At 74.0% G+C, this 23760-nt stretch carries 17 protein-coding genes and 1 pseudogene; 10 read left to right on the forward strand and 8 right to left on the reverse strand.

Translation table 11 applies throughout. The annotated features are described in order from the left end of the window. From ACZ5NJ_RS36040 to ACZ5NJ_RS36075, 8 genes and pseudogenes are all read left to right on the forward strand, one after another. A pseudogene (locus tag ACZ5NJ_RS36040) lies at positions 1–1157 on the forward strand (hypothetical protein); the annotation flags it as partial. 11 nt (positions 1158–1168) lie between these two features. Next, positions 1169–2029 carry an immunity 49 family protein gene (locus ACZ5NJ_RS36045; RefSeq protein ID WP_468770761.1) on the forward strand — a complete coding sequence of 287 codons (861 nt, stop codon included), beginning with the start codon at positions 1169–1171 and terminating at the stop codon, positions 2027–2029. After that, a complete protein-coding gene (locus ACZ5NJ_RS36050; RefSeq protein WP_468770763.1) occupies positions 2029–2271 on the forward strand; it encodes a hypothetical protein in 243 nt (80 codons plus the stop codon). The genes ACZ5NJ_RS36045 and ACZ5NJ_RS36050 overlap by 1 nt, the downstream gene beginning before the upstream one ends. A 22-nt stretch (positions 2272–2293) precedes the next feature. Beyond that, on the forward strand, positions 2294–3634 hold the full coding sequence (gene eccD, locus ACZ5NJ_RS36055; RefSeq protein ID WP_468770850.1) for a type VII secretion integral membrane protein EccD: 1341 nt from the start codon (positions 2294–2296) through the stop codon (positions 3632–3634). 16 nt (positions 3635–3650) lie between these two features. Next, positions 3651–4838, forward strand: coding sequence for a MinD/ParA family ATP-binding protein (locus ACZ5NJ_RS36060; RefSeq protein WP_468770765.1), 1188 nt, complete (start codon positions 3651–3653; stop codon positions 4836–4838). Next, positions 4835–8896 carry a type VII secretion protein EccCb gene (gene eccCb / locus ACZ5NJ_RS36065; protein ID WP_468770767.1) on the forward strand — a complete coding sequence of 1354 codons (4062 nt, stop codon included), beginning with the start codon at positions 4835–4837 and terminating at the stop codon, positions 8894–8896. The genes ACZ5NJ_RS36060 and eccCb overlap by 4 nt, the downstream gene beginning before the upstream one ends. A 4-nt stretch (positions 8897–8900) precedes the next feature. Further along, positions 8901–10316 (forward strand): DUF6177 family protein, encoded by a 1416-nt coding sequence (locus ACZ5NJ_RS36070; protein ID WP_468770768.1) that lies wholly within the window; start codon positions 8901–8903, stop codon positions 10314–10316. A 112-nt stretch (positions 10317–10428) separates the two neighbouring features. Beyond that, positions 10429–11043 (forward strand): hypothetical protein, encoded by a 615-nt coding sequence (locus ACZ5NJ_RS36075; RefSeq protein WP_468770769.1) that lies wholly within the window; start codon positions 10429–10431, stop codon positions 11041–11043. 20 nt (positions 11044–11063) lie between these two features. Here ACZ5NJ_RS36075 and ACZ5NJ_RS36080 read toward each other — a convergent pair whose 3' ends face one another. Together ACZ5NJ_RS36080 and ACZ5NJ_RS36085 are read right to left on the reverse strand one after the other, a co-directional pair. Next, entirely contained in the window at positions 11064–11741 is a 678-nt protein-coding gene (locus ACZ5NJ_RS36080; RefSeq protein ID WP_395510419.1) for a response regulator transcription factor, read from the reverse strand. Continuing rightward, entirely contained in the window at positions 11741–12949 is a 1209-nt protein-coding gene (locus tag ACZ5NJ_RS36085) for a sensor histidine kinase (RefSeq protein ID WP_468770772.1), read from the reverse strand. Before ACZ5NJ_RS36085 ends, ACZ5NJ_RS36080 begins: the two co-directional genes overlap by 1 nt. Positions 12950–13056: 107 nt before the next feature. Here ACZ5NJ_RS36085 and ACZ5NJ_RS36090 point away from each other — a divergent pair, with 107 nt between their 5' ends. Continuing rightward, complete coding sequence (locus ACZ5NJ_RS36090) at positions 13057–14049, forward strand: SAM-dependent methyltransferase (protein ID WP_468770774.1); 993 nt, start codon at positions 13057–13059, stop codon at positions 14047–14049. Here the strand turns inward: ACZ5NJ_RS36090 and ACZ5NJ_RS36095 are convergent. From ACZ5NJ_RS36095 to ACZ5NJ_RS36115, 5 genes are all read right to left on the reverse strand, one after another. Continuing rightward, a complete protein-coding gene (locus tag ACZ5NJ_RS36095; RefSeq protein WP_468770775.1) occupies positions 14046–15143 on the reverse strand; it encodes an NlpC/P60 family protein in 1098 nt (365 codons plus the stop codon). The genes ACZ5NJ_RS36090 and ACZ5NJ_RS36095 overlap by 4 nt on opposite strands. A 32-nt stretch (positions 15144–15175) precedes the next feature. Beyond that, a complete protein-coding gene (locus ACZ5NJ_RS36100; protein ID WP_468770777.1) occupies positions 15176–15658 on the reverse strand; it encodes a poly-gamma-glutamate biosynthesis protein PgsC/CapC in 483 nt (160 codons plus the stop codon). Next, positions 15655–17244 carry a poly-gamma-glutamate synthase PgsB gene (gene pgsB / locus ACZ5NJ_RS36105; RefSeq protein WP_468770778.1) on the reverse strand — a complete coding sequence of 530 codons (1590 nt, stop codon included), beginning with the start codon at positions 17242–17244 and terminating at the stop codon, positions 15655–15657. Before pgsB ends, ACZ5NJ_RS36100 begins: the two co-directional genes overlap by 4 nt. A 6-nt stretch (positions 17245–17250) precedes the next feature. Beyond that, positions 17251–19539 (reverse strand): HAMP domain-containing protein, encoded by a 2289-nt coding sequence (locus ACZ5NJ_RS36110; protein ID WP_468770851.1) that lies wholly within the window; start codon positions 19537–19539, stop codon positions 17251–17253. Positions 19540–19696: 157 nt separating this feature from the next. Then, positions 19697–20953 carry a CapA family protein gene (locus ACZ5NJ_RS36115; protein WP_468770780.1) on the reverse strand — a complete coding sequence of 419 codons (1257 nt, stop codon included), beginning with the start codon at positions 20951–20953 and terminating at the stop codon, positions 19697–19699. Positions 20954–21135: 182 nt separating this feature from the next. Here ACZ5NJ_RS36115 and ACZ5NJ_RS36120 point away from each other — a divergent pair, with 182 nt between their 5' ends. Further along, positions 21136–22041: a hypothetical protein gene (locus ACZ5NJ_RS36120; protein WP_468770782.1), complete on the forward strand. Its 906-nt coding sequence runs from the start codon at positions 21136–21138 to the stop codon at positions 22039–22041. A gap of 79 nt (positions 22042–22120) precedes the next feature. Here the strand turns inward: ACZ5NJ_RS36120 and ACZ5NJ_RS36125 are convergent, their stop codons facing one another. Then, positions 22121–23671 carry a M28 family metallopeptidase gene (locus ACZ5NJ_RS36125; protein ID WP_468770783.1) on the reverse strand — a complete coding sequence of 517 codons (1551 nt, stop codon included), beginning with the start codon at positions 23669–23671 and terminating at the stop codon, positions 22121–22123. Positions 23672–23760 lie beyond the last annotated feature (89 nt).

Consider the following 23760-nt stretch of genomic DNA (forward strand, 5'->3'; position numbering starts at 1 on the left):
CGGACCACACCCCGCACAACAGCCACACCGAACCCGGCGGCAACCCCACCACCCCCGGCCACGGCGGCACCGACACCACCCCCACCACCGGCGGCGCCCACCACCCGGACACCCCGTCCACGGGCGGCGGCGGCCACGGCGGCGGAGGCATCCCGCACCAGGGCGGCGGCGGCATCCCCGACAACCTGGGCCACGGTCCCGGGCACGGCGGCGGCCCCGACCCGGCGGTGCCCGGTCACGGTGAGCGGCCCGAGCTGCCGCCCCACCGGGAGAACGCGCACCAGTACACGGACGCCGAGAAGCGCCAGATCATGGAGTACCAGGTCCACCGGGCGAACGACCCGACGGACCCCTACTTCAAGCAGTACTACAACAAGCTCGGCTACCGCCTGCGGGCCGACGTGCCCGACCACACCGGCCTGGTCCCGCCGCAGCTCGTGGAGACCGCCCCCGACGTCTGGGTGCCCAAGTCGGACATCCCGCCGCCGGTCCCGCCGGACTACCTCGGCAAGGCGACCTCGATCGACCACGCGCACCCCTCCGTCACCCAGGAGATGCGGGACTCCCTCGACCAGGCCGCGAAGGAACGTCACGACGCCATCGCCGCCGACAAGGGTCCGCACGACGCCTACGGCGAGGCCAAGAAGGCGCACAAGCTCCTCGGCACACCGGAAACCCAGGCGGCGCTCGACGCGGCAAGGGCGGAGCACGCACCGCTCCACGAGGCCCTTTCCAAGAAGAGCGAGGCGTACGGCGAGGCCATAGCCAGGCAGCACGCGATACCGAACGAGTTCCCCGGGGCCAAGGAAGAGAAGCTGCACGGCCCCGACAACGGGAACGACCAGTTCGACCAGGTGTACAAGCACGGCGACCGGTACGTCGTGGTCGAGGCGAAGAGCAACGTCACCACGGACCTGGGCGAACGCCGCATCGGCGGTAAGCGCGTATCCCAGGGAACCCGCGAGTACTTCGAGGACATCCTCAAGCAAATGAAGAAGCGCGGACGGGACATCGACAGCGAAAAGCGCCTGTACGAAGCCCTCAAGGAAGCGCTGGACGCGAATCCCCCGCGGATCGATTACGTCGTCGTCAAGGGAGCCGACAACACCGGAACTTATGCCGGATACACTCTTCGCCGTTTCGACCTCACCAAATGACAGGAGAAGCGATGACCGTCTTCGTGCCCGGCCATGCGGAGCCGCGGCCGAGCAGCGCGGCCTGGGTCGAGGGGCTCACCGAGGATCTGGTCGAGGACCTCGACGCGCTCTCCTCGTCGCCCCGCAGGCTCAGGTCGGCGTGGAAGGACGGCACCTTCAACGTCAACGCCCGGTTCGGGGTGGACCCGCAGGCCGCCGAGCTGGGCACCTGGGAGGCCGTGGTCACGGCGGCGCAGCTGGGATCCGCGCTGTTCCGCACGGCGGGGATGTCCGAGGGAACCACCGAGGTGCGCATCCACCACGCGGTGCGGACCCTGCCGGCGGCGGGTCCCTCGTGGGACGCGAACGCGGAGGCGTGGATCGAGGCGTTCTGGTTCGCGGTCATCACGCGCGACCAGCCGAGGATGACCGAGCTGTGCGAGCTCCCGATCGACGTCCTGCGTGCCTCGGGCGCCGACCACGACGACTACCTCTACCACTGGGTCGCCACCCTCCAGGCGTACTGGCTCAAGCGTCCCGAGCTGGTCCCGGAGTTGACGCTGACGTTCCAGCGGTCGCATCCGGACGTGGCGGTGATCGCGGGCCGGGAGTACATCCAGCAGGTCGCCTATCCGCCGATCAACCTCTTCTACAAGTTCCTCCAGAAGGACGAGGAGGGTTTCCACGCGGCCCTCCTCGAAGCACTCGAACTCCACAAGCGGTACTGGACCGCCACTCCCGAACGCGCCGACGACATCGACGGCCTCGTACCGATCGGCGTCCTCGCCGTCACCTGCCTCGCCTACGACGGCGGCATCCCGGTCGGCGTCGAATCCCCCTACCTGCCCGAGCACCTGCTGAAGCGCTCCTGGGTCGGCGAGTTCGAGGTCTGATGACCGCCGAGGACTACGACAGCCAGCTCCTGGAGTCCGTCGCGGTGCGGCGGCGCCGGCTGCGCGACGCCGTGCTGTTCGGGGCGCAGCGGGGCCGGCGGGTCGCCGACGAGCGGATCGGGAAGGCCGTCGCCGGGCTGGTCATCGCGGCCGTGCTGTGCGCCGGATGCGTCGGCTGGTCGTTCATCTCGCACCGGGTGATCGGCAAGGTCGGGACGCCAGGTCAGGTCAGAACTCGGTGATAGGTTCGAACGCGTGGTGAACATGGGGGCGGGAAGCGGGACGGCGCTGAGCCGGGTGACCCTGGTCGGTCAGCGGCGGCGGATGGACCTCGTCCTCCCTTCCCGGGAGCCCGTCGGGCGGCTGCTGCCCGACGTCATACGGATGCTGGACGACCGGGTGGCCGCGCAGCCGATGCTGCGGCATCTGGTCACGGCGGACGGGTCCGTGCTGGAGCACGGGGTCTCGCTGGAGGAAGCGGGCGTCGCCGACGGGGCCGTGCTGCGGCTCGTGCGGGTGCAGGACGTGCCGTCCGCGCCCGTGGTGCACGACGTCACCGACGAGGCCGCCGAGGACCTGGACGTACGGGCCTGGCGCTGGCGGCCGGCCGCGCGGCGGGTCACCGCCGGGGCCGGGCTGGTGCTGTGGGCGCTGGTGGCCGGATGGTTCGCCCGGGCCGCGTTCGCGCCGGGGGCCGTCGCCGGGGTGCTGCTGGCGGCCGCCGCCGTGTGCGGGGCCGTCGGGGCCGTCGCGGGCCGGATGAAGGCTTCCGGGCTCGCGGCCGCGCTGCTCGCGACCGCCGGTGCGGTCGGGGTGCTCGGGGCGTGGACCCTGGGCGACGCGCAGCACTGGCACGCGATGGGCCGGCTCGCCGCCGTGGCGGGCGCGCTGGCCGTGGCGCTCGCGCTGCTGGGGTGGTTCACGCCGCTCGGGCGGGGCGGGTTCGTCGGGGCCACCGCCGTGGCCGGACTGACCGCGATCTGGGAGGGCGTGGCCCTCGCCCAGGGGCACGCGGGCGCCCGGACCGGGGCCGTCCTCGCCGTGGTCTCCGTCGTCCTGCTCGGGCTGCTGCCGCGGCTCGCGCTGGCCGCGGCCGGGCTCACCGGGCTCGACGACCAGCGGGCGCGGGGTGCTTCGGTCAGCCGGTACAAGGTCGCCACCGCCCTCGGCGCCACCCACCGGGGCATGGTCCTGGCCACCCTCGCCACCGCCGTCTCGGCGGGCGCGGCCGGGGTGGTCGCGCTGAGGGAGCCGGACGTCTGGACGGTCTGCCTCGCCTCGGCGGTCGCCGTCGTGCTGGGGCTGCGCGCGCGGGCCTTCCCGCTGGTCGCGGAGGTGGTCGCGCTGCTGCTGGCCGGGGCCGCCGTGACCGTGGCCGCCCTGCTGGTGTGGGCCGGCCGGGCCGGTGCGGCCGGGCCGCTGGCGGTCCTGCTGGCGCTGGCCCTGGCGGCGCTCGGAGTGCTGGCCGTCCAGCCGCCCGAGCACGTACGGGTCCGGCTGCGCCGGTTCGGGGACGCCGCCGAGTCCTTCGGCGTCATCGTGCTGTTCCCGCTGCTCATCGGGGTGTTCGGCGTGTACGGGCGGCTGCTCGGCACCTTCGCGTAGGGGTTGCGACTCAGACATGTCAGACACGAACCGCCAGGACGACTGGCAGGCCGGGGTCCTCGGCGAACTGACCGGCACGCCCTCGGCCGCCACCCCGGCCCCCCGGGCGGGCGACGCCCCCTCCCAGGCACCCGGCGGGCAGCTCCCGCACGTCGGCCCGGACCAGGGCCGGTGGCCGGCCGACCTCGCCCGGGCCGCGGCCGCGCAGGGCCGGCCCGGGTACGCGCCGCCGCAGCAGGGCTACGCCCAGACCCCGCCCGCGCGGCGGGCCGCTCCCGAGACCGTGCCCGTGCGCGGGGCCGAGGTGCCCGGCGGGCGGCCCCGGCACGGCGACCCGCTGCTGCGGCGCACCCTGCGCACCCTGCGCGGGGCCCTCGGGGCCTCCGCCGCGAAGGCCGTCGCCGCCGAGACCGGGCTCGCCGCGCAGGTGCAGCAGCCCGTGACCACGGGGCGGCACATCGTCGTCACCAGCATCCGAGGCGGCTCCGGCAAGACCACCGTCACCGCCCTCCTCAGCCGCACCTACAACCACTTCCGCCACGACCCGGTGCTCACCCTGGAGGCCGACGCCGCCCTCGGCACGCTGCCCGTCCGGCTCGGCGTCGAGTCCCTGCGCTGGACCTGCGGCGACCTCGCCCAGATCGTCCGCCCCTCCATGCAGCTCACCGACATCACCGGCTACCTCGTCCCGCTCCAGGACGGCGGCTGGCTGCTGCCCGGCAGCCAGGGCCGGATCGGCGCCCAGGTCGACGTCGCCACCTACCGGACCGTCATGGTCGCGCTGCGCCGCTACTTCGGGGTCACCGTCGTCGACTGCGAGACCCTCCCCGGCGAGGTCGCCCGTACCGCCCTCGACACCGCGCACGCCCGCGTGCTCACCGCCCCCGCCACCGCCGAGGGCCTGGTCTCCACCCACGCCGTCCTCGACTGGCTCGCCTCCCTGCCCGTGCCCGTCCTGCCGCGCACGGTCGTCGTGCTCACCGTGCAGTCCCCGCACCCGGCCATCGACCTCGGCAAGGCCGCCGAGAAGCTGGCCGCGACCGGCGCCGGGGTGGTCGTCCTGCCCTACGACCGCCACCTCGCCTCCGGCGGCGCCGTCCGCACCGACCTGCTCGGCGAAGGCACCCGGGAGGCCGCCGTCCGGCTGGCCGCCGAGGTCCTCCAGCGGGCCGTGGCCCTCCCGGCGGCCGGCGGCGCCCGGTGACCCAGCAGCTCGTCCACCGCCCGGCCCGCGGCACCCTGCCCCCCGCCCCCGCCGAGCCCCGCACCGTCGAAGCGCCGCCGAACCTCCCCGAGGGGAAGATCGGCAGCCCGGCCACCGCCCTGCTGCCGATGGCCGGTGTCATGGGCTCGGTCGTGATGATGACCGTCATCCGCAACAGCCAGTTCGCCGCCGTAGGCGCGATCGTGCTGGTCTTCGCGCTGATCGGCGCCATCGCCCTGTTCTGGTCCCAGCGCGGCAAGGCCCAGCGCACCCGCCGCGCCCAGCGCGAGCGCTACCTGGAGTACCTGGAGGAGCAGCGCGAGGAGCTCGGCGCCCGGGAGAAGGCGCTGCGCGACGAGGCCCGCCGCCTCAACCCGCCGCCGGAGGCCCTCTACGACCTCGTACGGGACCCCGCCCGGCTGTGGGAACGCCGCCGCACCGACCCCGACTTCCTGCGCCCCCGCCTGGGCACCGGAGCGGTCGCCGTCCAGGAGATGGCCCTCGCCGCCGGCGCGGGGAACGTCCTCACCCCGCCCGACCGGTTCATGCTGAACGAGGCCGGCGCCCTCATGGCCCGCTTCGCCCGCGCCAGCGACTTCCCGCTGACCGTCCCCCTCGACCGGGCCGGGAACGTCAGCATCATCGGCGACCGCGAGGGCGTCCTCGGCGTCGCCCGCGCCCTCCTCGCGCACACCGCCGTCCTGCACGCCCCCGACGACGTGGCCATCGCCCTCGGCGTGCCCGGGGAGCGGCTCGACGACTGGGAGTGGGCCAAGTGGCTGCCCCACGTCCTCGACGCGCAGGAGCAGGACGGGCCCGTCGCCGCCCGCCGGATCGCCCCCAGCCTGCCCCAGCTCGCCGCCGGGGTCCTCGCCCCCGACCTGCGCCGCCGGGCCTCGTACGCGGCCGAGGTGCGCCGCGGCCTGTCCGACCGGGGTGCGCTGCGGCTCGCCGGCCGGCTGCTCGTCGTCAGCGACGAGTACGGGGAGAACGCCGTCGAACTGCCCCGCCCCGACACCGCGGTGGGCCTGGCCGACATGAACACCACCGTCCTGCACCTCCTCGCCGAACAGGTCCACGAACCCGACGAGGTGGCGATACGGATCACCGTCACCGGCTCCGGCGGCCCCGACGGCTGCCACGTCACCGTCCAGGACCTGCGCACCCCGCAGGCCCCCGCCGCCGAGGGCCTCACCGACGCCCTCGGCCCCGCCACCGCCGAGGGCCTGGCCCGGATGCTCGCCCCGCTGCGGCTGTCCGCCGAGTCCGTCGCCGAGGGCACCCCCGTCTCCGGACCGGTCGACTTCATGGGCCTGCTCGGCATCACCGACCCGGCCCGCCTCGACGTGGACCGGCTGTGGGCGCCCCGCGGCGAGCGCGACTTCCTGCGCGTCCCCATCGGCATCGACGACCGCCACGGCCCCGTCCTCCTCGACCTGAAGGAGTCCTCGCAGCTCGGCATGGGCCCCCACGGGCTGTGCGTCGGCGCGACCGGCTCCGGCAAGAGCGAGCTGCTGCGCACGCTCGTCCTCGCCCTGGTCACCACCCACGCCCCCGAGGACCTCGCCATGGTCCTCGTCGACTACAAGGGCGGCGCGACCTTCGCCCCCTTCGAGAAGCTCCCGCACGTCGCCGGCGTCATCACCAACCTGGAGAACCAGGCCGGGCTCGTCGAACGCGTCCACACCAGCCTCGCCGGCGAGGTCAAGCGCCGCCAGCAGGTCCTCAAGGACGCCGGGAACGTCGCCGACATCGGCCACTACGCCGTCCTGCGCGCCGAGAAGCCCGAACTGGAACCGCTGCCGCACCTGTTCGTCGTCATCGACGAGTTCGGCGAACTCCTCACCGCCAAACCCGACTTCATCGACCTGTTCCTGTCCATCGGCCGCATCGGCCGCTCCATCGGCGTGCACCTGCTGCTCTCCAGCCAGCGCATCGAGGGCGGCCAGCTCAAGGGCCTGGACACCTACCTCTCCTACCGGCTCGGCCTGCGCACCTTCTCCGCCGACGAGTCCCGCACCGTCCTCGACACCACCGACGCCTTCCTGCTGCCGCCGCTGCCCGGCTTCGGCTACCTCAAGGTGGACACCTCCACCTACACCCGCTTCAAGGCCGGCTACGTCTCCGGGCGCTACCGGGGCCCCGCCGCCGGGCCCGGCGCCGCCGAGGAGGGGCCCCTGGCCCTGGCCTACCCGACCTTCAACACCCTCCAGGACGAGACCGGCCCGGCCGAGCCCGCCGAGGAGAAGCCCACCGCCACCGCCCGCGAGACCGGGCCCACCGTGCTCTCCGTCATCGTCGACCAGCTCGCCGACGCGGCCCCGCCCGTCCGCCGCATCTGGCTGCCGCCGCTGCCCGACGCCGTCCCCCTCGACGTCGCCGCCGGACCCCTGTCCGTCACCGAACACGGGCTCCGGCTCGGCACCGGAGGCACCGGCCCCCTCGCCAAGCCGCGCCGCGCCCCGCTGCGGGTACCGCTCGGCGTCCTCGACGACCCGGCCCGGCAGTGGCGCGGCCCCTGGGAGCTCGACCTGACCGTCGCCGGCGGGCACACCGCCGTCACCGGCGGCCCCCAGTCCGGCAAGACCACCCTGCTGCGCACCCTCGCCCTCTCCCTGGCCCTCACCCACACCCCGCAGGAAGTGGCGGTGTACGGCCTGGACCTGGCCGGCGGCGGTCTCGCCGCCCTCGCCGGGCTCCCGCACGTCGGCGGCATCGCCGGCCGCGCCGACCGCGAGCGGGCCGCCCGCACCGTCGCCGAGGTCCGGGCCATGCTCGCCGTCCGCGAGCAGCTGTTCCGCGAGCACTCCATCGACTCCGTCGACCAGCTGCGGGCGATGCGCGCCAAGGGGCTGCTCCCCGAGCTCCGCTCCACCGACATCGTCCTGCTCGTCGACGGGTACGGGGCCCTGCGCGAGGAGTTCGACGCCCTCGACGACGCCGTCACCGACCTGCTCAAGCGCGGCGGCGGCTACGGCATCCACGTCGTCGCCGGCATGCTGCGCTGGAACGACGTCCGCATCGCCAACCAGTCCCTGTTCGGCGGCCGCGTCGAACTGCGCCTGGGCGACCCCTCCGACTCGGCCATCGACCGCAAGCTGTCCGAGACCATCTCCCCGGACACCCCGGGCCGGGTCCTCACCGACGGCAAGCTCTTCGCGCAGACCGCGCTGCCGCGCATCGACTCCCGGGAGGGCACCACCGACCTGGCCGCCGCCCTGGAGGAGGCCGCCGGCACCGTCGGCGCCACCTGGCACGGCGAACTCGCCTCGCCCGTCCGGGTCCTGCCCTCCCGGCTGCCCGCCGACCGGCTGCCCACCGCCGACGAGGAACCGCACCGCGTTCCCGTCGGCGTGGACCAGGACGTCCTCGCACCCGTCCTCCTCGATCTGTTCGGCCAGGACCAGCACCTGCTGATCCTCGGCGACAGCGAGTGCGGCAAGACCAACCTCCTCGCCCTCGTCGCCCGCCAGCTCATCGCCCGCTACGGCGAGGACGAGCTGGTCTTCGCCGTCTACGACCCCCGGCGCGGCCTGCGCGGCGTGGTCCCCGAGCCCTACCGGGGCGGCTACGCGCACAACGCGAAGATCGCCGCCGCGCTGTCGGCCGGGATCGCCAAGGAACTCGACAAGCGGCTCCCCGAGGACGGCATCGACCCCGACGCCGAACCCGGCGAGGGCCCCGGCTTCACCGGACCGCGCATCGTGGTCCTCGTCGACGACTACGACATCCTCACCACCGCCGGCCAGCAGCCGCTCCAGGCGTTCGTGCCCTACCTGCCGTCCGCCCAGGACATCGGGCTGCACTTCGTCATCGCCCGCCGCGTCGCCGGCTCCTCCCGCGCCCTCTACGAGCCGCTGCTGACCACCCTGCGCGAATCGGGCACCACCGCGCTCGTCATGAACGGCGAGCGCTCCGAGGGCCAGCTGTTCCCGCAGCTGTACGCGAGCGCCCAGCCGCCCGGCCGGGGCACGTTCGTCCGGCGCGGCCGTCCGCACCAGGTCGTCCAGACCGCCCTCGCCGCTCCCGCCGCCCCCGCCGACCCAGGAAGCGCCTGACACCGTGACCAAGGACGTCATCGCCCTCACCCCGAAGATGCCCGACGCCGCCGCCCTGCTGGTGGCCCTCGCGGCGGGCGGCGCCGACCTGGACGCCGCGAGCGCCGGCGACGGGGCCGTCGTCCAGCTGCTGGGTGCGGGCGGCCGGCCCCTGGTCTCGGTGGAGGCACCCGTGCTCGTCCAGGTGCCGGGGGAGGTGCAGCGGCTCCTCGGCACCCCGGCCGCCACCCCCGTCTGGTGGACGGAGACCCGCGCCTCCACCGCCGTGCCCGAGGCGGCGGACCTGGCCGGGGCCGTCGCCGGGCGGCTCGCCGAGGTCCTCGGCGGGGCCGTCTGGCCCGAGGGCGCCGGCCGGGTCACCACCGTGCCCGTCGGCTCCGAGGCCTCGGCGGCGCCCGCGCCCGTCGGAGCCCTGCCCACCGTCGACGTGGTCACCGAGTCCACCGCCGTCGTCCTCGCCGACCGGCCGGTGGTCCCGCTCACGGCCTGGCTGTCGGACGTCCTGCGCACCACCGCCGCCTTCGGCGCGGCCCTGCACATCGTCACCCCCGCCCACTGCCGGCTCAGCCTGCCGTTGCGCACCGTGCTCACCGGGGCCCCGAACCGGTGGGTGGTCCAGGACCCCTCCTGCGGCTACTACGACGGCCTCTCCGGCGCCGTACTCGCGTGGCAGGACGGCACCTTCGCCCCCGCCCGCGACGCCCACGGCCATGCGCGGCCCGCCGACGCGTTCCGGCGGCCCGCCGCCGGGGCCGGGGAGCGGCGGCTGACCGTACAGCTGCGCACGGAGCACCCCGCCGAGGCGGACACCCTGCTCGGCGGCGCGCTGGAGACCGCCTGGCACGTCCTCACCGGCGCCGGCCCCGCCGGCTGGGGCACCGCCGAGCCCGTCAACCTGCCCTGGTCCCCGCGCCAGTTCACCGACCTCGCGCGGAGCCGGATGCCCGAGCCCACCCTGGTCACCGCCGTCGGACACCCGGACCGGCCCGCGCTGGCCACCGTCCGCGTCACCCGCACGGCGACCGGGGTCGAGGAGGACGCCACCCTCTCCCTCGGCTACGGGCCGTCCGAGGAAGTGCCGCTCGCCGCACTGGAGGAGCTCGCGCAGGCCCTCGTCTCCGGGCACGGCCTGGTCAGCATGCTGGTCTCGCTGGGTCCCGGGCGGCGCGACCTGAGCCTGGCCCCCCGCTTCGCGGCCCCCGCCGTACCGGTGTCCTTCACCCTTGGCGCCCCCGGCGTCACCGAGGTCACCCTGACGCAGGCCCGCCGGCCCCCGCTGGCGCTGAAGCCCGTCCAGGTGGGCCCGGAGCGCCGGCCCGGCCTGCACTACCCGCTGGGCGACGGCGTCGACCCGGCCGCGTGGGAGACCCTCTCCACCCTGCTGACGCACCTGCGCACGGCCGTGCCCCCGCTGCCGTAGGCCGGACGGGTCAACTCTGCGATAAACCAACGAATCCGACGGTTGCTCCGGGTAGGGCCGGACGGGACGGACCCTCGATCCGGTCCGCCCCCGCAACCGAAGGACAGCACCGATGCACCTCTCCCGCACGGCCCGCCTCGCCGCCCCCGCCCTGGCCGCGCTCGCCCTCACCACGGCCCTCGCCGCACCGGCCTCCGCCGCCCCCGCGATCGTCTCGCGCGACAACAACCAGGTGGTCTTCACCGCGCAGCCCGGGGAGACGAACACCGTCACCTTCAGCACGCCCGGCGGCTGGCTCCAAGTCGTGGACACCACCAGCAGGATGGTCCCCGGCTCGGGCTGCTCCCGGTTCAACGACGACCCGCACATCATCCGCTGCGGCCACTCGGCGGCCGTGACCCGCCTCCAGGCCTCCCTGGGCGACCGGGACGACGTGGTCCGCAACGAGACGTCCATCCCGAGCGACCTCACCGGCGGGTCGGGCGACGACGTCCTCATCGGCGGCAGCGGCCCCGACCGGCTCATCGACTCCGACGGCCGGAACGCCGCACCCGGCTCCGACACCTTCGAGGGGCGGGGCGGCAACGACACGATCGTCAGCCGCAACGGCGGCTACGACCGGATCGACTGCGGGGAGAGCCTCGCCGACCTCGACATCCTCCTGGCCGACGCGGCCACCCTGGACCACCTCGTCCCGCACACCTGCGAGTACGTCCAGCGCGGCTGAGGCCGTGCCGCCCCGCCGGGCTACAGCTGCGGGCCGCCCCCGGCCCGCACCAGCCCCGTCTCGTACGCGAGCACCACCACCTGCACCCGGTCGCGCAGCCCCAGCTTCGTCAGGATCCGGCCGACGTGCGTCTTGACCGTCGCCTCCGACAGCACCAGCCGCCCCGCGATCTCCCCGTTCGACAGGCCCTGCGCCACCAGCAGCATGACCTCCCGCTCCCGCTCGGTCAGCCGCTCGATCTCCTTGTTCTCCGGCTCCTGCGCGGTCGTCGGCAGCATCGGCGCGAACCGGTCCAGCAGCCGTCGCGTCGTCGACGGGGCCACCACCGCGTCCCCGCTGTGCACCGACCGGATCGCCGCCAGCAGCTCCGCCGGGGGGACGTCCTTCAGCATGAAGCCGCTCGCGCCCGCCTTCAGCCCCGAGAAGGCGTACTCGTCCAGGTCGAAGGTGGTCAGGATGATGACCTTCGGGTGCTCCGCCGGCTCACAGATCCGCCGGGTCGCCTCCACCCCGTCCAACCGGGGCATGCGCACGTCCATCAGCACCACGTCCACCTTCGTGGCCCGCAGCACCTCCAGCGCCTCCAGGCCGTCCCCGGCCTCCGCGACGACCTCCATGTCCGGCTGGGCGGCGAGCACCATCCGGAAGCCCGTGCGCAGCAGCACCTGATCGTCGACCAGCATCACTCGGATGGACATCAATTGCCTTTCTTGAGCGGGAGCAGCGCACTGATCCGGAAGCCGCCGCCGGGACGCGGGCCCGCGTCCAGGGTGCCTCCGACCATACCGATGCGTTCCCGCATGCCGATCAGACCGTGGCCGGCGCCGTCCGCGCCGCCGTCCTCGTACAACTCGTGTGCGGCGCCCCGACCGTCGTCCTCGACGAGCAGGCCCAGCCCGTCGTCGAAGTAGACCAGCCGTACGCTCGCCCTCGCGTCCGGGCCGCCGTGCTTGCGCGTGTTCGTCAGCGCCTCCTGCACGATCCGGTACGCGGTCAACTCCACCCCGCTGGGCAGTCTGCGGGGGGCGCCCTCCACCTCGAAGTCCACCGTCAGCCCGGCCGCCCGCACCTGCTCGACCAGCACCTCGATCTGCTCGACGTCCGGCTGCGGCACGTAGTCCTCGGACTCCTGGGGCTCGCCCGTGCGCAGCACGCCCAGCAGCCGGCGCATCTCCGCGAGGGCTTGGCGGCCCGTCCCGGAGATGGTCTGGAGGGCCTCCTTGGCCTGCTCGGGCGCCACGTCCATGACGTACGCCGCCCCGTCGGCCTGGACCACCATCACCGACACGTTGTGCGCGACGACGTCGTGCAGCTCGCGTGCGATCCGGGCCCGCTCGGCGGCCACCGCCACCTTGGCCTGTGCCTCGCGCTCCTTCTCCAGCCGCTGGTTGCGCTCCACGAGCTGGGCGTAATAGGCGCGGCGGGTGCGCAGCGAGTCGCCCATCACCCAGGCCAGGGCGAAGGGCACCACCATGAAGACGACGAACAGGACCTCCTGCGGGGCGCTCGCGCTCTTGTCGACGCCGAAGCGCAGGGAGTAGAGCGGGGAGGCCAGCAGCCCGGAGACCAGCGCGGCGCGCGAGACCCAGCGCGGGACGTCGCCGGAGGCCGCGACGGTGAAGAGGATCACCAGCATGGCGATGTCGCAGAACTGCGCCTGCGATCCGATCACCAGCTGGTAGAGGCCCGCTCCCACGGTCAGCCAGAACATCTGCTGCGTCCACTTGCGGCGCAGCGCGATGACGGCGGTCAGCGCGGCCACGACGGGCACGGTCGCCACCCGCAGCAGCGTGCTCGCCCCGCCGAGGTCGGCGACGTTCAGCATCGAGAACCCGAAGAAGAGGACAGCCCAGAAGCCGTCGACGCCCGTCGGGTGTCTGCGGATGAAGTCGTAGAGGCGCTGCACGTAACCCAGAGTAGGGAAAGGCGATAGGTGCTGGAGTCAACCACAGGTGCGATCCCTGTGACGGGGGAGTACTCCCCAAGGTGGAGGGTGACCTTAACCTGAGCGGGATGAACGCTCAGGGTGGTGTCGGGGAGCCGGTCCGTTGGCGGGCGGCGATGGAGGCCGCGCTCTACGGGCCCGGCGGTTTCTACGTACGGTCCGGGGGTCCCGGGCCCGCCGGTCACTTCCGCACCTCCGTGCACGCCTCGCCGCTGTACGCGGGGGCGGTGGCCCGCCTGCTGGCCTCGGTGGACGCGCGGCTCGGGCATCCGGAGCGGCTGGACCTGGTGGACGTGGGCGCCGGGCGGGGCGAACTGCTGGCCGGCGTCCTCGCCGCCCTGCCGGCGGCGACGGCGGAGCGGGTCGTCCCGTACGCCGTCGAGCGCGCGGCCGCCCCCGAGGGGCTGGACCCCCGGATCCGCTGGGTGGACGCCCCGCCCGCGGGGACGACGGGCCTGCTGTTCGCGAACGAGTGGCTGGACAACGTCCCGCTGGAGATCGCCGAGGACGGCCGGTACGTCCTGGTCGCCCCCGACGGTACGGAGACCCCGGGCGGCCCGCTGGAGGACGCCGACCGGGCCTGGCTGGAGCGGTGGTGGCCCGGCGGGGAGCGGGAGGGACGGGCGGAGATCGGCCGGGCCCGCGACGAGGCCTGGGCGGCGGCCGTCGCCACCGTGGACCGGGGCCTGGCGGTGGCCGTGGACTACGCCCACACCCGCGGGGCCCGCCCCCCGTACGGCACCCTCACCGGCTTCCGCGGCGGCCGCGAGGTCGCGCCCGTCCCGGACGGCGGCTGCGACGTCACCGCGCACGTCGCCCTCGACTCCTGCGCGGGACCCGGCGCGGCCCTGCTCACCCAGCGCGCGGCCCTGGCCGCCCTCGGCGTGTCCGGCGGCCGCCCCCCGCTGGCGCTGGCCTCCACCGACCCGGCGGCCTACGTCCGCGCCCTGGCCTCGGCGGGCGAGGCGGCGGAGCTCACCGCCCGCGGCGGCCTGGGCGACTTCGGCTGGCTGCTCCAGCCGGTGGGAATCCCCGGCGGGACCCTGCTGGGCGAGGCCTAGAGCCGCTTCACGCTGCGCAGGGTGGCCGCGTAGTAGCCGTTGCCGTCGAGGCGGGAGGTGCCGCCCTTGTCGCCGATGGTGGGGCCGTTGGCCTCCTCGCGGCTGGAGATGAAGATCCGGTGGCCGTCGGTGTCGGTGCCCAGGTAGATGCCCGTGTGGTCCAGGCGGTCCTTCGTCCGGGCGTCGAGCTTGAAGAACACCAGGTCGCCCGGCTGGATCAGGTCGATCGACGCGGGCCGGAACTGCGCCGCCACCCCCTTGAGCGGGATGACGTCCGTGCCCAGCGCCGAGCGGGCGATGCCGTTCGCGGTGCGCGGCAGGCCGGGGCCGGGGGTGTCGTCGGGCATGAGCGGGTAGCGGGCCCGGTAGCCGAAGACCGTGCGGACGAAGCCGGAGCAGTCCATCGACCGGTAGCGGGCGCTCTGCGGCTGCTTCTTCACCCCGTTGCGGAAGGTGTACGGGGTGCCGAGGTAGTCGAAGAAGTCCGACTGCTCCAGGCGCAGGTCGTTGCCCTCGGAGCCGGTGGGGTTGAGCGGGCCGAAGGCGGCGTCGCCCGCGTACGAGACGCCCTGCGCGTCCTTCTTCACCGGTGCCTGGTCGCCGTACTGGAAGGCGAAGGCGAAGATGTCGTCCTCCTGGCTCCCGAAGTACTTCTTGAACCACTCCTTGAACCACGGCGCGCTCTCCGCGCCCTGCTTCCACGGCTCGGGCATCAGCCGCACCCAGTTCTCGGTGACGACCTTGGTGGTGGTGTTGGCGGGCTCGGTGAAGGTGCGGCTCGGGCCGGTGAGGGTGGCGGTGCGGGCGCCGTCGGTGAAGGTGGCCAGCACCTGCCCGGAGGCGTCGCGCAGCACCGACCGGTTCGGGCTCTGGACCCGCTCCCACTTCTGGCCTCCGGCGTCGCCGCCCTTGAGGGCCGCGGTGACGTTCTTGTCCTGCACCATCTGCACGGAGGGCGCCTTGGCCTGCTCCTGCGCGCGCAGCGCGTAGGTGAAGTACGCGCTGGCGGCCAGCAGCGCGAGCACGGTGAGCGCGTGCAGCACCGGGCGGGTGCGGCGGCGGCTCTTCGGCTTGGCGGTCGGCTTGGCGGTCATACGGGGGCTCCGGGGGTGGGGGCGGTGCGGGGTCAGGCGGTGGGCATGACGCCGAGCAGGATCCCGGCGGTCAGGACGACGTACGTCATGAGCGTGGCGCTGCCGGTGGCGAGGAGGGTGGCGCCCTTGGGCTGGCGGACCAGCTGGTAGGCGATCAGGCCGGGGACGATGAAGCCGAGGGTCTGGTTGGCGTAGAGGAGCGGGAACTCCAGCTGGAGCACGATCACCACGGTGGCCTGGAGCAGGACGCCGATCAGGACGACGGCGGCGAACAGGCGCTTGCCGTAGAGGATCACGAACCGCTGGGTGAGCAGGGTCAGCAGGTACGTCAGCACGGTGATGCCCAGGACCAGGGCCGCGCGCTGGAGGTCCTCGACGAGGGTGAGCGCCAGCCAGCCGGGGGTGATCATGCCGCCGGGGGAGAGGTTGGTGGTGAGGTAGCAGAGCAGGGAGAACAGCAGGCCCAGGGCGATGCCGATCGCGGCGATCTCCGGGGTGAGGACGGCGGGGATCAACGGGGCTCTCCTGGGATGTACGGGTACTGCGGCGGTGACTGCGGCTGCGGCTGCGGCCAGGCCGGAACGGGGGTGGCGGCGGCGATCCCGTACGGGTCGGCCGCAGGCTGCGGCTGCGCGGGCTGCGGGTGGGGGTGGGGGTGCGGCAGCGGCTGCGGATGCCCGTACGCGTACGGGTCCTGCGCGGGCGGGCCCCCGTACGGCTGCTGCCCCTGGACGGGTTGCCAGTACGGGTCCTGCGCGTGCGCCGGGTGCGCGTACGGGTCGGCGGTCCCCGCCGGGTGGGCCGCGTACGGGTCGGGCGTATCCGCGTACGGGTCGGGGGTGTCCGCGTAGGGGTCGAAGGGGCGGGCGAAGGACGGGGCCGGGGGTTCCGCCTCGGCCGGCGACGGGGCGTCCTCCGTCTCGTCCGGCGGCAGCTCCGCGAGGTGCTCCAGCAGGACCTCGCCCTGCCCGTGGATGTTGCCGATGGCCACCAGGGAGGAGTGCTCGCCCAGGTGCGCGAGCAGCTCGTGCACGAACTCCTCGCCGTCGCGCTGCTCGCCGCCGAGGTCCACCGCGCGGTCGCGCCACTCGGCCGGGATCGCGTCGATGGCGCTCTTCGACGGGTGCCCGATCACGAACACCTTGTCGGGCCGCAGGTCGGGAACGATCGCGCCCATCTGCCCGTTGCGCTCGACCCGGTCGGGCCGGCAGTTGATCACCACGTTCAGGGGGCGGTCCACCGCGCCCAGGTCCAGCAGCTGGTTGATGTTCATCAGCGTGGACTCCGGGTCGTTCGCCGCGAAGACGTTCGCGAACCGCAGCCGCTTGCCGCCCGGCGCCAGGTACCGTTCCACCGACAGCACGCCCGGGTCCGGCGGGGCCTCGTACATGCCCTTCAGGGCGGTGGCCCGGTCCACGCCCAGCAGTTCGGCGACGGTCAGCGCGATGGCCACGTTCTCCTTGAACGTGAACCAGCCGAATCCGCGCAGCTCCTCGTCCGAGACCGTCTCCGGGTCGGCGTAGACGAGCCGGCAGTCCCGCGCGTCCGCCTCCTCCTGGAGCACGTCGAAGCGCTCCTTCTCGGCGGTCACGCAGATCCCCCCGTACGGCATCGACCGCGACAGCGAGCGCGCGATGTCGTCCAGGGTGGGGCCCATCTCGGCGACGTGGTCCTCGCGGACGTTGCACAGGACGCCGATGGTCGACTGGATCAGCTTGGACTGGTTGATCTCCTGGAGCGCCGGCATGACCGCCATGCACTCCATGACCAGCGCGTCCGGCCGGTACGCGGCCGCGCGCCGCACGATGCCGATCTGCTCGACGACGTTCGCGATGCCGAACTTGCGGTAGACCGGCTCCTCGGTGGCGTCCGGGTGGATGAACCGGGCCGCGGTGCCGGTGGTCTTGGCGACCGTCGTCAGACCGCCGCCGCGCAGGGCCCCCGCGCACAGCCGGGTGATGGAGCTCTTGCCGCGGATGCCGTTGACCAGCACCCGGTTCGGTATCCGCTCCAGGTTGGCGAAGTGGCGCCGCTGCTCGACGATGCCGGCGACCAGCATGATCAGGCAGCTGACGAGCAGCACGCAGTAGAGGAAGAGCACGGGGGATCAGTTCCTTCCGGCCGGGCGGGCGGAGGGGGCGGCCGCTCCCCCGGTGTCGGTCGTCGTCCGCTGCCGTCCGCGCCGCCGGCCGCCCTGCTGGAGCTGCTGGCGGATGATCTCCAGGCTGCGGGTCACGGCGCCGACCTCGTCGTGGTGGCGCGGGTAGAGCACGGTGCGGCGGTCGCCGTCGGCGAGGGCCTCGGCGCGGCGGGCGAGTTCGCGCAGCGGGGCGACCACGATGATCTGGAGCCAGCCCAGGCAGGCCGCGCCGACGGCGAAGCCGAGGAGCCCGGCGAGGACGGTGCGGTTCTGGAGGCTGTACTCGCTGATGGCCAGGCCCTTGGCGGACTGCCAGCTGACCACGCTCCACTTCAGGTCGCCGGCCGCGCCGCCGCCCGAGAAGGGCGCGGCCGCCGCGATGACGTGGTCGCCGCCGCTGCGGTAGAGGACGCCGCCGGGCTTGGGGGCCGCGCCGACCTTGAGGGAGGAGCCCTGGACGAGGGCGTCGAGGCGGTCGTCGCCCAGGCCCTGGAAGGCCCGGTAGCCGCTGTTGGAGCCGATGACGCGGTGCTTGGCGTCCACGACCCGGATCTCGCCGAGGCCGGGCCGCTTGAGGAGGGCGTTGAGGAAGTCGATGCGGAACTCGCCGACGACGGCCGTGCCGGTCCGCCCGGGGATCTCGGCCGTGGCGATGATGACGGGTTCCTTGGCGCCCTCGTAGAGGGCGACCGGCTCCTTGCGGGGGCCCTTGCCGAGGGGGGCCCGGGGGTGGCCGCCGGCCTGGGCGAGGGCCTTGCCGGAGCCGTCGAGGACGTACAGGGAGGCGTAGCGCGTGTGCTCGCGCAGGGTGTGCTCCAGGACGTCGGACATCCGGTCGGGATCGGCGTCGGAGCCCATCAGCGCGCCCACGGACGCCAGGTCGGCCTGGCCCTCGTTGAGGGCGCGCCGCACCCGGTCGTTGAGGGTGTCGGTGCGCTCGCGCTGGTCGTTGACGAGCTGCTGCGGTACGACGACGGAGTCCCCGGCCCGGTTGACGAGCAGGCCCAGCGGCAGGCACCAGGCCAGGAGCAGCACCGCGCAGACCGCGACGAGCGTACGGGCGCCCGTACGCCTCTTGTCCCTGCCGCGGGCCCCGGGCGCGGCGGGGGCGCCGCCGCCGTCGAGGTCGAGGTCGCGGAGCTGGCCGCGCAGCCGGTCCAGCGCGAGGGCGATCCGGGCGGCCTCGCCGCCGCGGGGGATGGTCACGGGGCGGGTGAGGTCGCCGCGGGTGAGCCGGCGGCTCTCCAGGAACAGGGTGATCAGCGGCCGCTGCACGGTGGCGAGGAGCAGGGCGATGACGAGCGCGCCGACCAGGAGCAGCGCCCCGGCCAGGACCAGTCCGGCGAAGGCGTCGGTCGCGCGGGACGGGTTCTGGGCGATGTCGGTCATCGCGACGACGGTCAGGTCCAGGCTGGTGGCGCTGGTGCCGACGCCGGGTTCGGGTCCGGAGAGGCGGGCGTACCCGGCGGCGGCGCGTTCACCGCTGGTCACCCCGCCCGTCAGGCTGCCGCTGACGCCGGGGAAGCCGCCGGAGCCGGGTTCCTTGACGGTGAGCGGGTTGGCCCGGGTCTTCTTGGCGGCGGTCTTGGCGAAGGAGGCGAGCTGCTTGGTGTCCCGTTTGACGTCGGCGCGCCGGTTGTCGCTGAGGAGCATCTCGGGCTCGGGTATGCCGTCGGTGCTCAGGACGGTGCCGTCGGCGCCGACGACGGCGATGCTGCGGAGGTTGCCGAGGCTGATGCCCGGGAAGCGCAGGCTGCTGGAGGCGACCAGCAGCTGCTGCGGCTGGTCCTTCCAGGTGAGCAGGGCCAGGGTGAGCAGGCGGGTCTCGCCGTTGGCGAGGGTGACCATGCGGGGGGCGAGGCCGCCCTCGCCGGAGAGCTTGGTGCGGTCGACGGCGGTCAGCGGCAGGTTCTCGCCGCGGGCGGCGAGCAGCCGGCCCGAGCCGATCTCGACGACGGCGGTGCCGCGCCACTTCTGGTAGACGCTGCCGATCCGGTCGAGCACGGCGTCGGGGGCGACGGGCTTGCCGGCGGAGAACAGGGCCGCGGCCCGGTCGAGGTCGGTGACGCTCTCGTCCAGGGAGGCGCGCAGGGCGATGGCGCCGTCCTCGGCGAAGTGCTGCTGGGAGGTGAGGACGGCCTTCGGCAGCCGGTCCTCGCGGACGCTGCCCAGGCTCATCGCGGTGAACCCCGCCAGGGCGAGCAGCAGGACCGACAGGACGGTGATCGGGGGCCTGATGCCGCCGAGCAGGGACATGTCGGCCCTGCGGCGGGCCTTGCGCCGTCGCTTGGCGGGCGAAGCGGCCACAGCGGGGGGTCCTTCCTGGCGGGGGAGGTCGTGAGCGCCGGGGCGGGTGGTTCCGGCGGGCTCGGGTGGTGCGGGTGAGGGGGAGGAGGCGTACGGGGGTGCCGGGTCAGTCGGGGAGTTCCCGGAGCGGGCGCAGGCCGTCCTTGGCGGCGCCGCGGTTGAGCAGGGTGCCCCGGGTGCGTTCGAAGGCCAGGCGGTAGCGGGCGCGCTGCTCGGGCAGCAGCTTCTTGCCGTCGGGCGTCGTCCCGGAGGCGAGGGCGGCGGCCACGTCGACCAGCCGGTGGTCGCGTACGGGGGCGGGCCTGGTGCCGGGCAGGTCGGTGCCGGGGGTGCCCTCGGGGTCGGGCGGGATGTCGGTGTAGGTCGGCACGAAGCGGGCCGCCACCTCCCACTTCCCGTTCTTCTCGGTGAAGTCGAACCAGCCGATGGCGCCCTCTTCGGTGAGGCCGCTGGGCACGTCGTGGCGGGCGAGCTGGTTGCCGAGCCCGTACGCGACCCAGGTGCCGTCGATCTTCTCCATCGGCTGGACCACGTGCGCGTGGTGGCCGATGACCAGGTCGACCCCGGTGTCCCGGGCGATGGCGCGGGCGAGTTCCCGCTGCGGCCCGCTGGGGTCGGGCTGGTGCTCGCGACCCCAGTGGACGGAGAGGATCACCACCTCGGCGCCGGCCGCGCGGGCCCGCTTCTCGGCGGCGGCGACGGCCTTGACGCTGACGAGGTTGGCCAGCCAGGGCTTGTCCCCGGGGACCTCGCGGCCGTTGAAGCCGGAGGCGAAGGAGAGCTGGGCGACCTTGACGCCCTTGACGTCCAGGATGTTCGGCCGGTCCGCCTCCTGCTGGCTGCGGGCGGAACCGGTGTGCTTGAGGCCCTCGCGGTCGAGGGTGTCGAGGGTGCGCTGGACGCCCTCGGGACCGTGGTCGAGGGTGTGGTTGGAGGCCGTGGAGCAGGTGTCGTAGCCGATGTTCTTGACCGTCTTGGCGATCTGCGGCGGGACGAGGAAGTCGGGGTAGGTCTGGAAGGGGCCGGCGGGCTCGCCGAGGACCGGCTCCATGTGGCAGATCCCGAGGTCGGCCTTGCTGATGACCGGCTTGACGCCCGCCATGATCCGGTCGAAGTCGTATCCCGTGTGCCCGGCCGCGCGCGCGTCCCGGGCGGCCTGGTCGGTGAGCTGGGGGTGGACCAGGATGTCTCCGGCCGCGGCGACGGAGAAGGACCGGCCGCTCCCGCCGCCGGACGCCGCACCGCCGGCACCGCCGCCGGTCCCGCCGAGCAGGCCGCATCCCGCGAGGGCGAGACTCAGCGGCGCGCACAGGAGCGCGGTGAGGGCCCTGGGGGAGACCGGTCGGACGGGGCGGGGAGGCATTCGGATATTTTCGGCCAGTGACGAGGCCGAAGCTGACCAGAAATATAACGATCGCCGTGATTATTTGCGTAATGATCATCGCGGTCGTCGGCTATGTCGCTTTTCTTCCGGGCAATTCAGGCAAAAGGGTGGAGCCGTCCGCTCCGCAGCCTGTGGCGCAGGCCACGGATCTCCTGGACCGGGTGACCCGATTCACCTCCGCGTTCGGGGTGCGGGGCGGCTACCGCACCCCGGCGCGGGCCGAAAGGGATGTGCTGGTGGAGGGGGTTTCCGACCTTTTCGACGGGAACATCGAAAAGGCCCGGACCCGGCTCACCGCGGTGGACTACCGCGTCGACACCTTCACCGACGGCCCCGGCGGACGCCGCTACGCGGAGGTCGCGGACGCCGCGCCCGACTCCGGCTCCGCCGCCCGGGGCTGGGGCCGGGTCTACGTCGACCTCGGCGCCCCGGTGCGCTGGTCGGTCCAGGTCCCGCACCCGATCGCCGACCAGGACACGGAGCGGCTCGGGGTCGCGGTCCTGCGCGCGGCCCCGGGCGGGGTGATGGTCCTGGCGGGCGCCCACCGCAAGGCGGCCGGCGGCCCGGGCGGCGGCGAGGCGGACTCCGAGGAGGGCGACGCGGCCGGGGACGGCTCCGGATCCGGCGGCGGTACCGGGGAGGCGGACGTGGCGCACCGCACCGACTCCGTCTTCCACGCCGTCATCGCCGAGCTGACCCGGCGGGGCCTGCCCGGCATCCAGCTGCACGGCTTCGCCGACTCCACCGTCCCCGGCACCGGGGCCGTCGTCTCCACCGGCGCGGGCGACGCCGCCACCGCCGACGCCGCACGGCTCGCCGCCGGCCTGGCCGCCCGGGGCGTGCGCCCCTGCCGGGCCTGGAGCGGTGGCTGCCGGATGTCGGGCCGGGGCAACGTCCAGGGCCGGCTGGCCGCCGAGCTCGGCACCCGCTTCCTGCACCTGGAACTCGCCCGCGCCGTCCGGGCGGACCCCGGCCGGCGCGACGAGGTGGCGCGCGCGATCACGGAGGTCACGGCCGGGTGGGCGGGGGCTCCGGCTCCTGGGGCTCCTGGGGCTCCGGGGGCGTAGTGCCGGGCGGGGGCAGGGCGGAGGGGCCGGCATCCCCCCGGAAAGCCGGCCCCTCCGCGGTCCCCCGCCCCGCGGTCCCCTACTCGGCGGCCTCGTGGTCGTGGCCCGGACGCAGGCCGCCGCCGTTGCCGGAGCCGGTGGTCGGCTTCGAGACGACCGGCTGCGACAGCGGGGCCAGGTCGTAGGCGTAGTGGCCCACCGCGTTGGCGATCACGTCGACGTTGATGTCGAGCGCCTTCTGGTCGATGTTGGTGATGTCGTCACCCTTGCCGTGGTAGTTCACGTCGTAGGCGACGCCCGCCTGACCGCCGAACTTCGCGGCCTGCGCCGCGGTCTTGATGCCCTCGGCGCCGGTGTCCGTACCGCCGGACGGGATGCCCGCCTCGATGAAGGGGCCGTAGTCGGAGCGGCCGGTGAAGTCGCTGCCCTCGTGCGGGATCTTCTGCGCGTCGAGGAAGTCGGTGATCTGCTTCTCCAGCTGCGCCGAACCCTCCGGGCCGGGGCCCGAGCCGACCTTGTCGGAGTCGTCGCCGTCGTAGACGAAGTAGGCGGCGTTGGGCGAGGCGATCATGTCGAAGTTCAGGTACAGCTTGATCTGCTTCTTCTGCTCCGGCGTCAGCGAGGCCACGTACGCCTCCGAGCCGAGCAGGCCGAACTCCTCCGCCGACCACCAGGCGAACTTGACCTTGTTCTTGATCTTCTTCTGCTCGCTCGCGAGCCGCTGCGCGACCTGGAGGATGCCGGCCGAGCCCGAGCCGTTGTCGTTGATGCCCGGGCCGGCGGCGACCGAGTCCAGGTGGGCGCCGAGGAAGACCGTGTTGTCCGCGTCGCCGCCCTTGGTCTCGGCGATGACGTTCCAGGTCTTGCGGGTCTCGCGGAACTGGCGGACGTCCAGGGTGACGTCCACCGGCCCGGCGGCGGCCTCCGCGGCCAGCTTCTCGCCGTCGGCCTGGCTGATGCCGCCGGTCGGGACCTTGCCCGCGTTCGGGTCGCCGAGGGTGCCGTTCAGGGCGCCCGCGGTGTTGTTGTAGATGACGGCGCCGACCGCGCCGGCCGCCGCCGCGTTCGCCTGCTTCGTGGCGAAGGTGCAGCCGCCGCGCTTGACCAGGGCGATCCTCCCGGTGAAGGCGCCGGGCGCGAAGTCGGCGGCGTCACAGCCGTTGGAGCCGTCCGCGTCGACCGGTACGACCGCGACCGGGGCGGTGATCCCGCCCTCCGGCCCGCTCGCCGTGTACGTCATGAGCTTGAGCGGGACGTCGCGTCCGCCGGCGCCGTTCACCTTCAGCGTCTCGGCGATCGTCTCGACGTACACGAAGTCGAACTCGTTCCGCGAGACCTCGTACCCGGCGGCCTTCAGGACGCCCTCGACGTACTTGGCGGACTGCTCGTGCCCCTTCGAACCCGCCACGCGGGTTCCCTTGTTGTAGTCGGCGATCGACTGGAAGACCTTCAGATGGTTGGTGGCGCCCTTGCCGGTCGCCTCCTTGACCAGCTTCCTGGCCAGGGCGTCCCCCCGGGCGGCGTCGCTCTGCGGGCTCGACGCGCCGGCGGGGCCGGCGAGGAGCAGCGGGGAGACGAGGGCCGCGGCCGCCATGGCGGCGGTGGCTGCGGCTATACGGCGAGAGGGCATGGAGATCCTTTCCCAGCACGGAGCGACGACGGGACCACTGTGGGACGACTGCGGGGCGAGCGGTGGGGGCACGTTAGGCAGCAATCGAC

Source organism: Streptomyces sp. NPDC032091, assembly GCF_055580265.1.

Bases quoted from the DNA above. Each gene is read 5' to 3' on its own strand.
- ACZ5NJ_RS36110 (WP_468770851.1), bottom strand. From the start codon at position 19,539: ATGTCCCTGCTCGGCGGCATCAGGCCCCCGATCACCGTCCTGTCGGTC.
- ACZ5NJ_RS36060 (WP_468770765.1), top strand. From the start codon at position 3,651: ATGTCAGACACGAACCGCCAGGACGACTGGCAGGCCGGGGTCCTCGGC.
- eccD (WP_468770850.1), top strand. From the start codon at position 2,294: ATGGGGGCGGGAAGCGGGACGGCGCTGAGCCGGGTGACCCTGGTCGGT.
- ACZ5NJ_RS36125 (WP_468770783.1), bottom strand. From the start codon at position 23,671: ATGCCCTCTCGCCGTATAGCCGCAGCCACCGCCGCCATGGCGGCCGCG.
- ACZ5NJ_RS36095 (WP_468770775.1), bottom strand. From the start codon at position 15,143: ATGACCGCCAAGCCGACCGCCAAGCCGAAGAGCCGCCGCCGCACCCGC.
- ACZ5NJ_RS36075 (WP_468770769.1), top strand. From the start codon at position 10,429: ATGCACCTCTCCCGCACGGCCCGCCTCGCCGCCCCCGCCCTGGCCGCG.
- ACZ5NJ_RS36090 (WP_468770774.1), top strand. From the start codon at position 13,057: ATGAACGCTCAGGGTGGTGTCGGGGAGCCGGTCCGTTGGCGGGCGGCG.
- ACZ5NJ_RS36050 (WP_468770763.1), top strand. From the start codon at position 2,029: ATGACCGCCGAGGACTACGACAGCCAGCTCCTGGAGTCCGTCGCGGTG.
- ACZ5NJ_RS36080 (WP_395510419.1), bottom strand. From the start codon at position 11,741: ATGTCCATCCGAGTGATGCTGGTCGACGATCAGGTGCTGCTGCGCACG.
- ACZ5NJ_RS36115 (WP_468770780.1), bottom strand. From the start codon at position 20,953: ATGCCTCCCCGCCCCGTCCGACCGGTCTCCCCCAGGGCCCTCACCGCG.
- ACZ5NJ_RS36045 (WP_468770761.1), top strand. From the start codon at position 1,169: ATGACCGTCTTCGTGCCCGGCCATGCGGAGCCGCGGCCGAGCAGCGCG.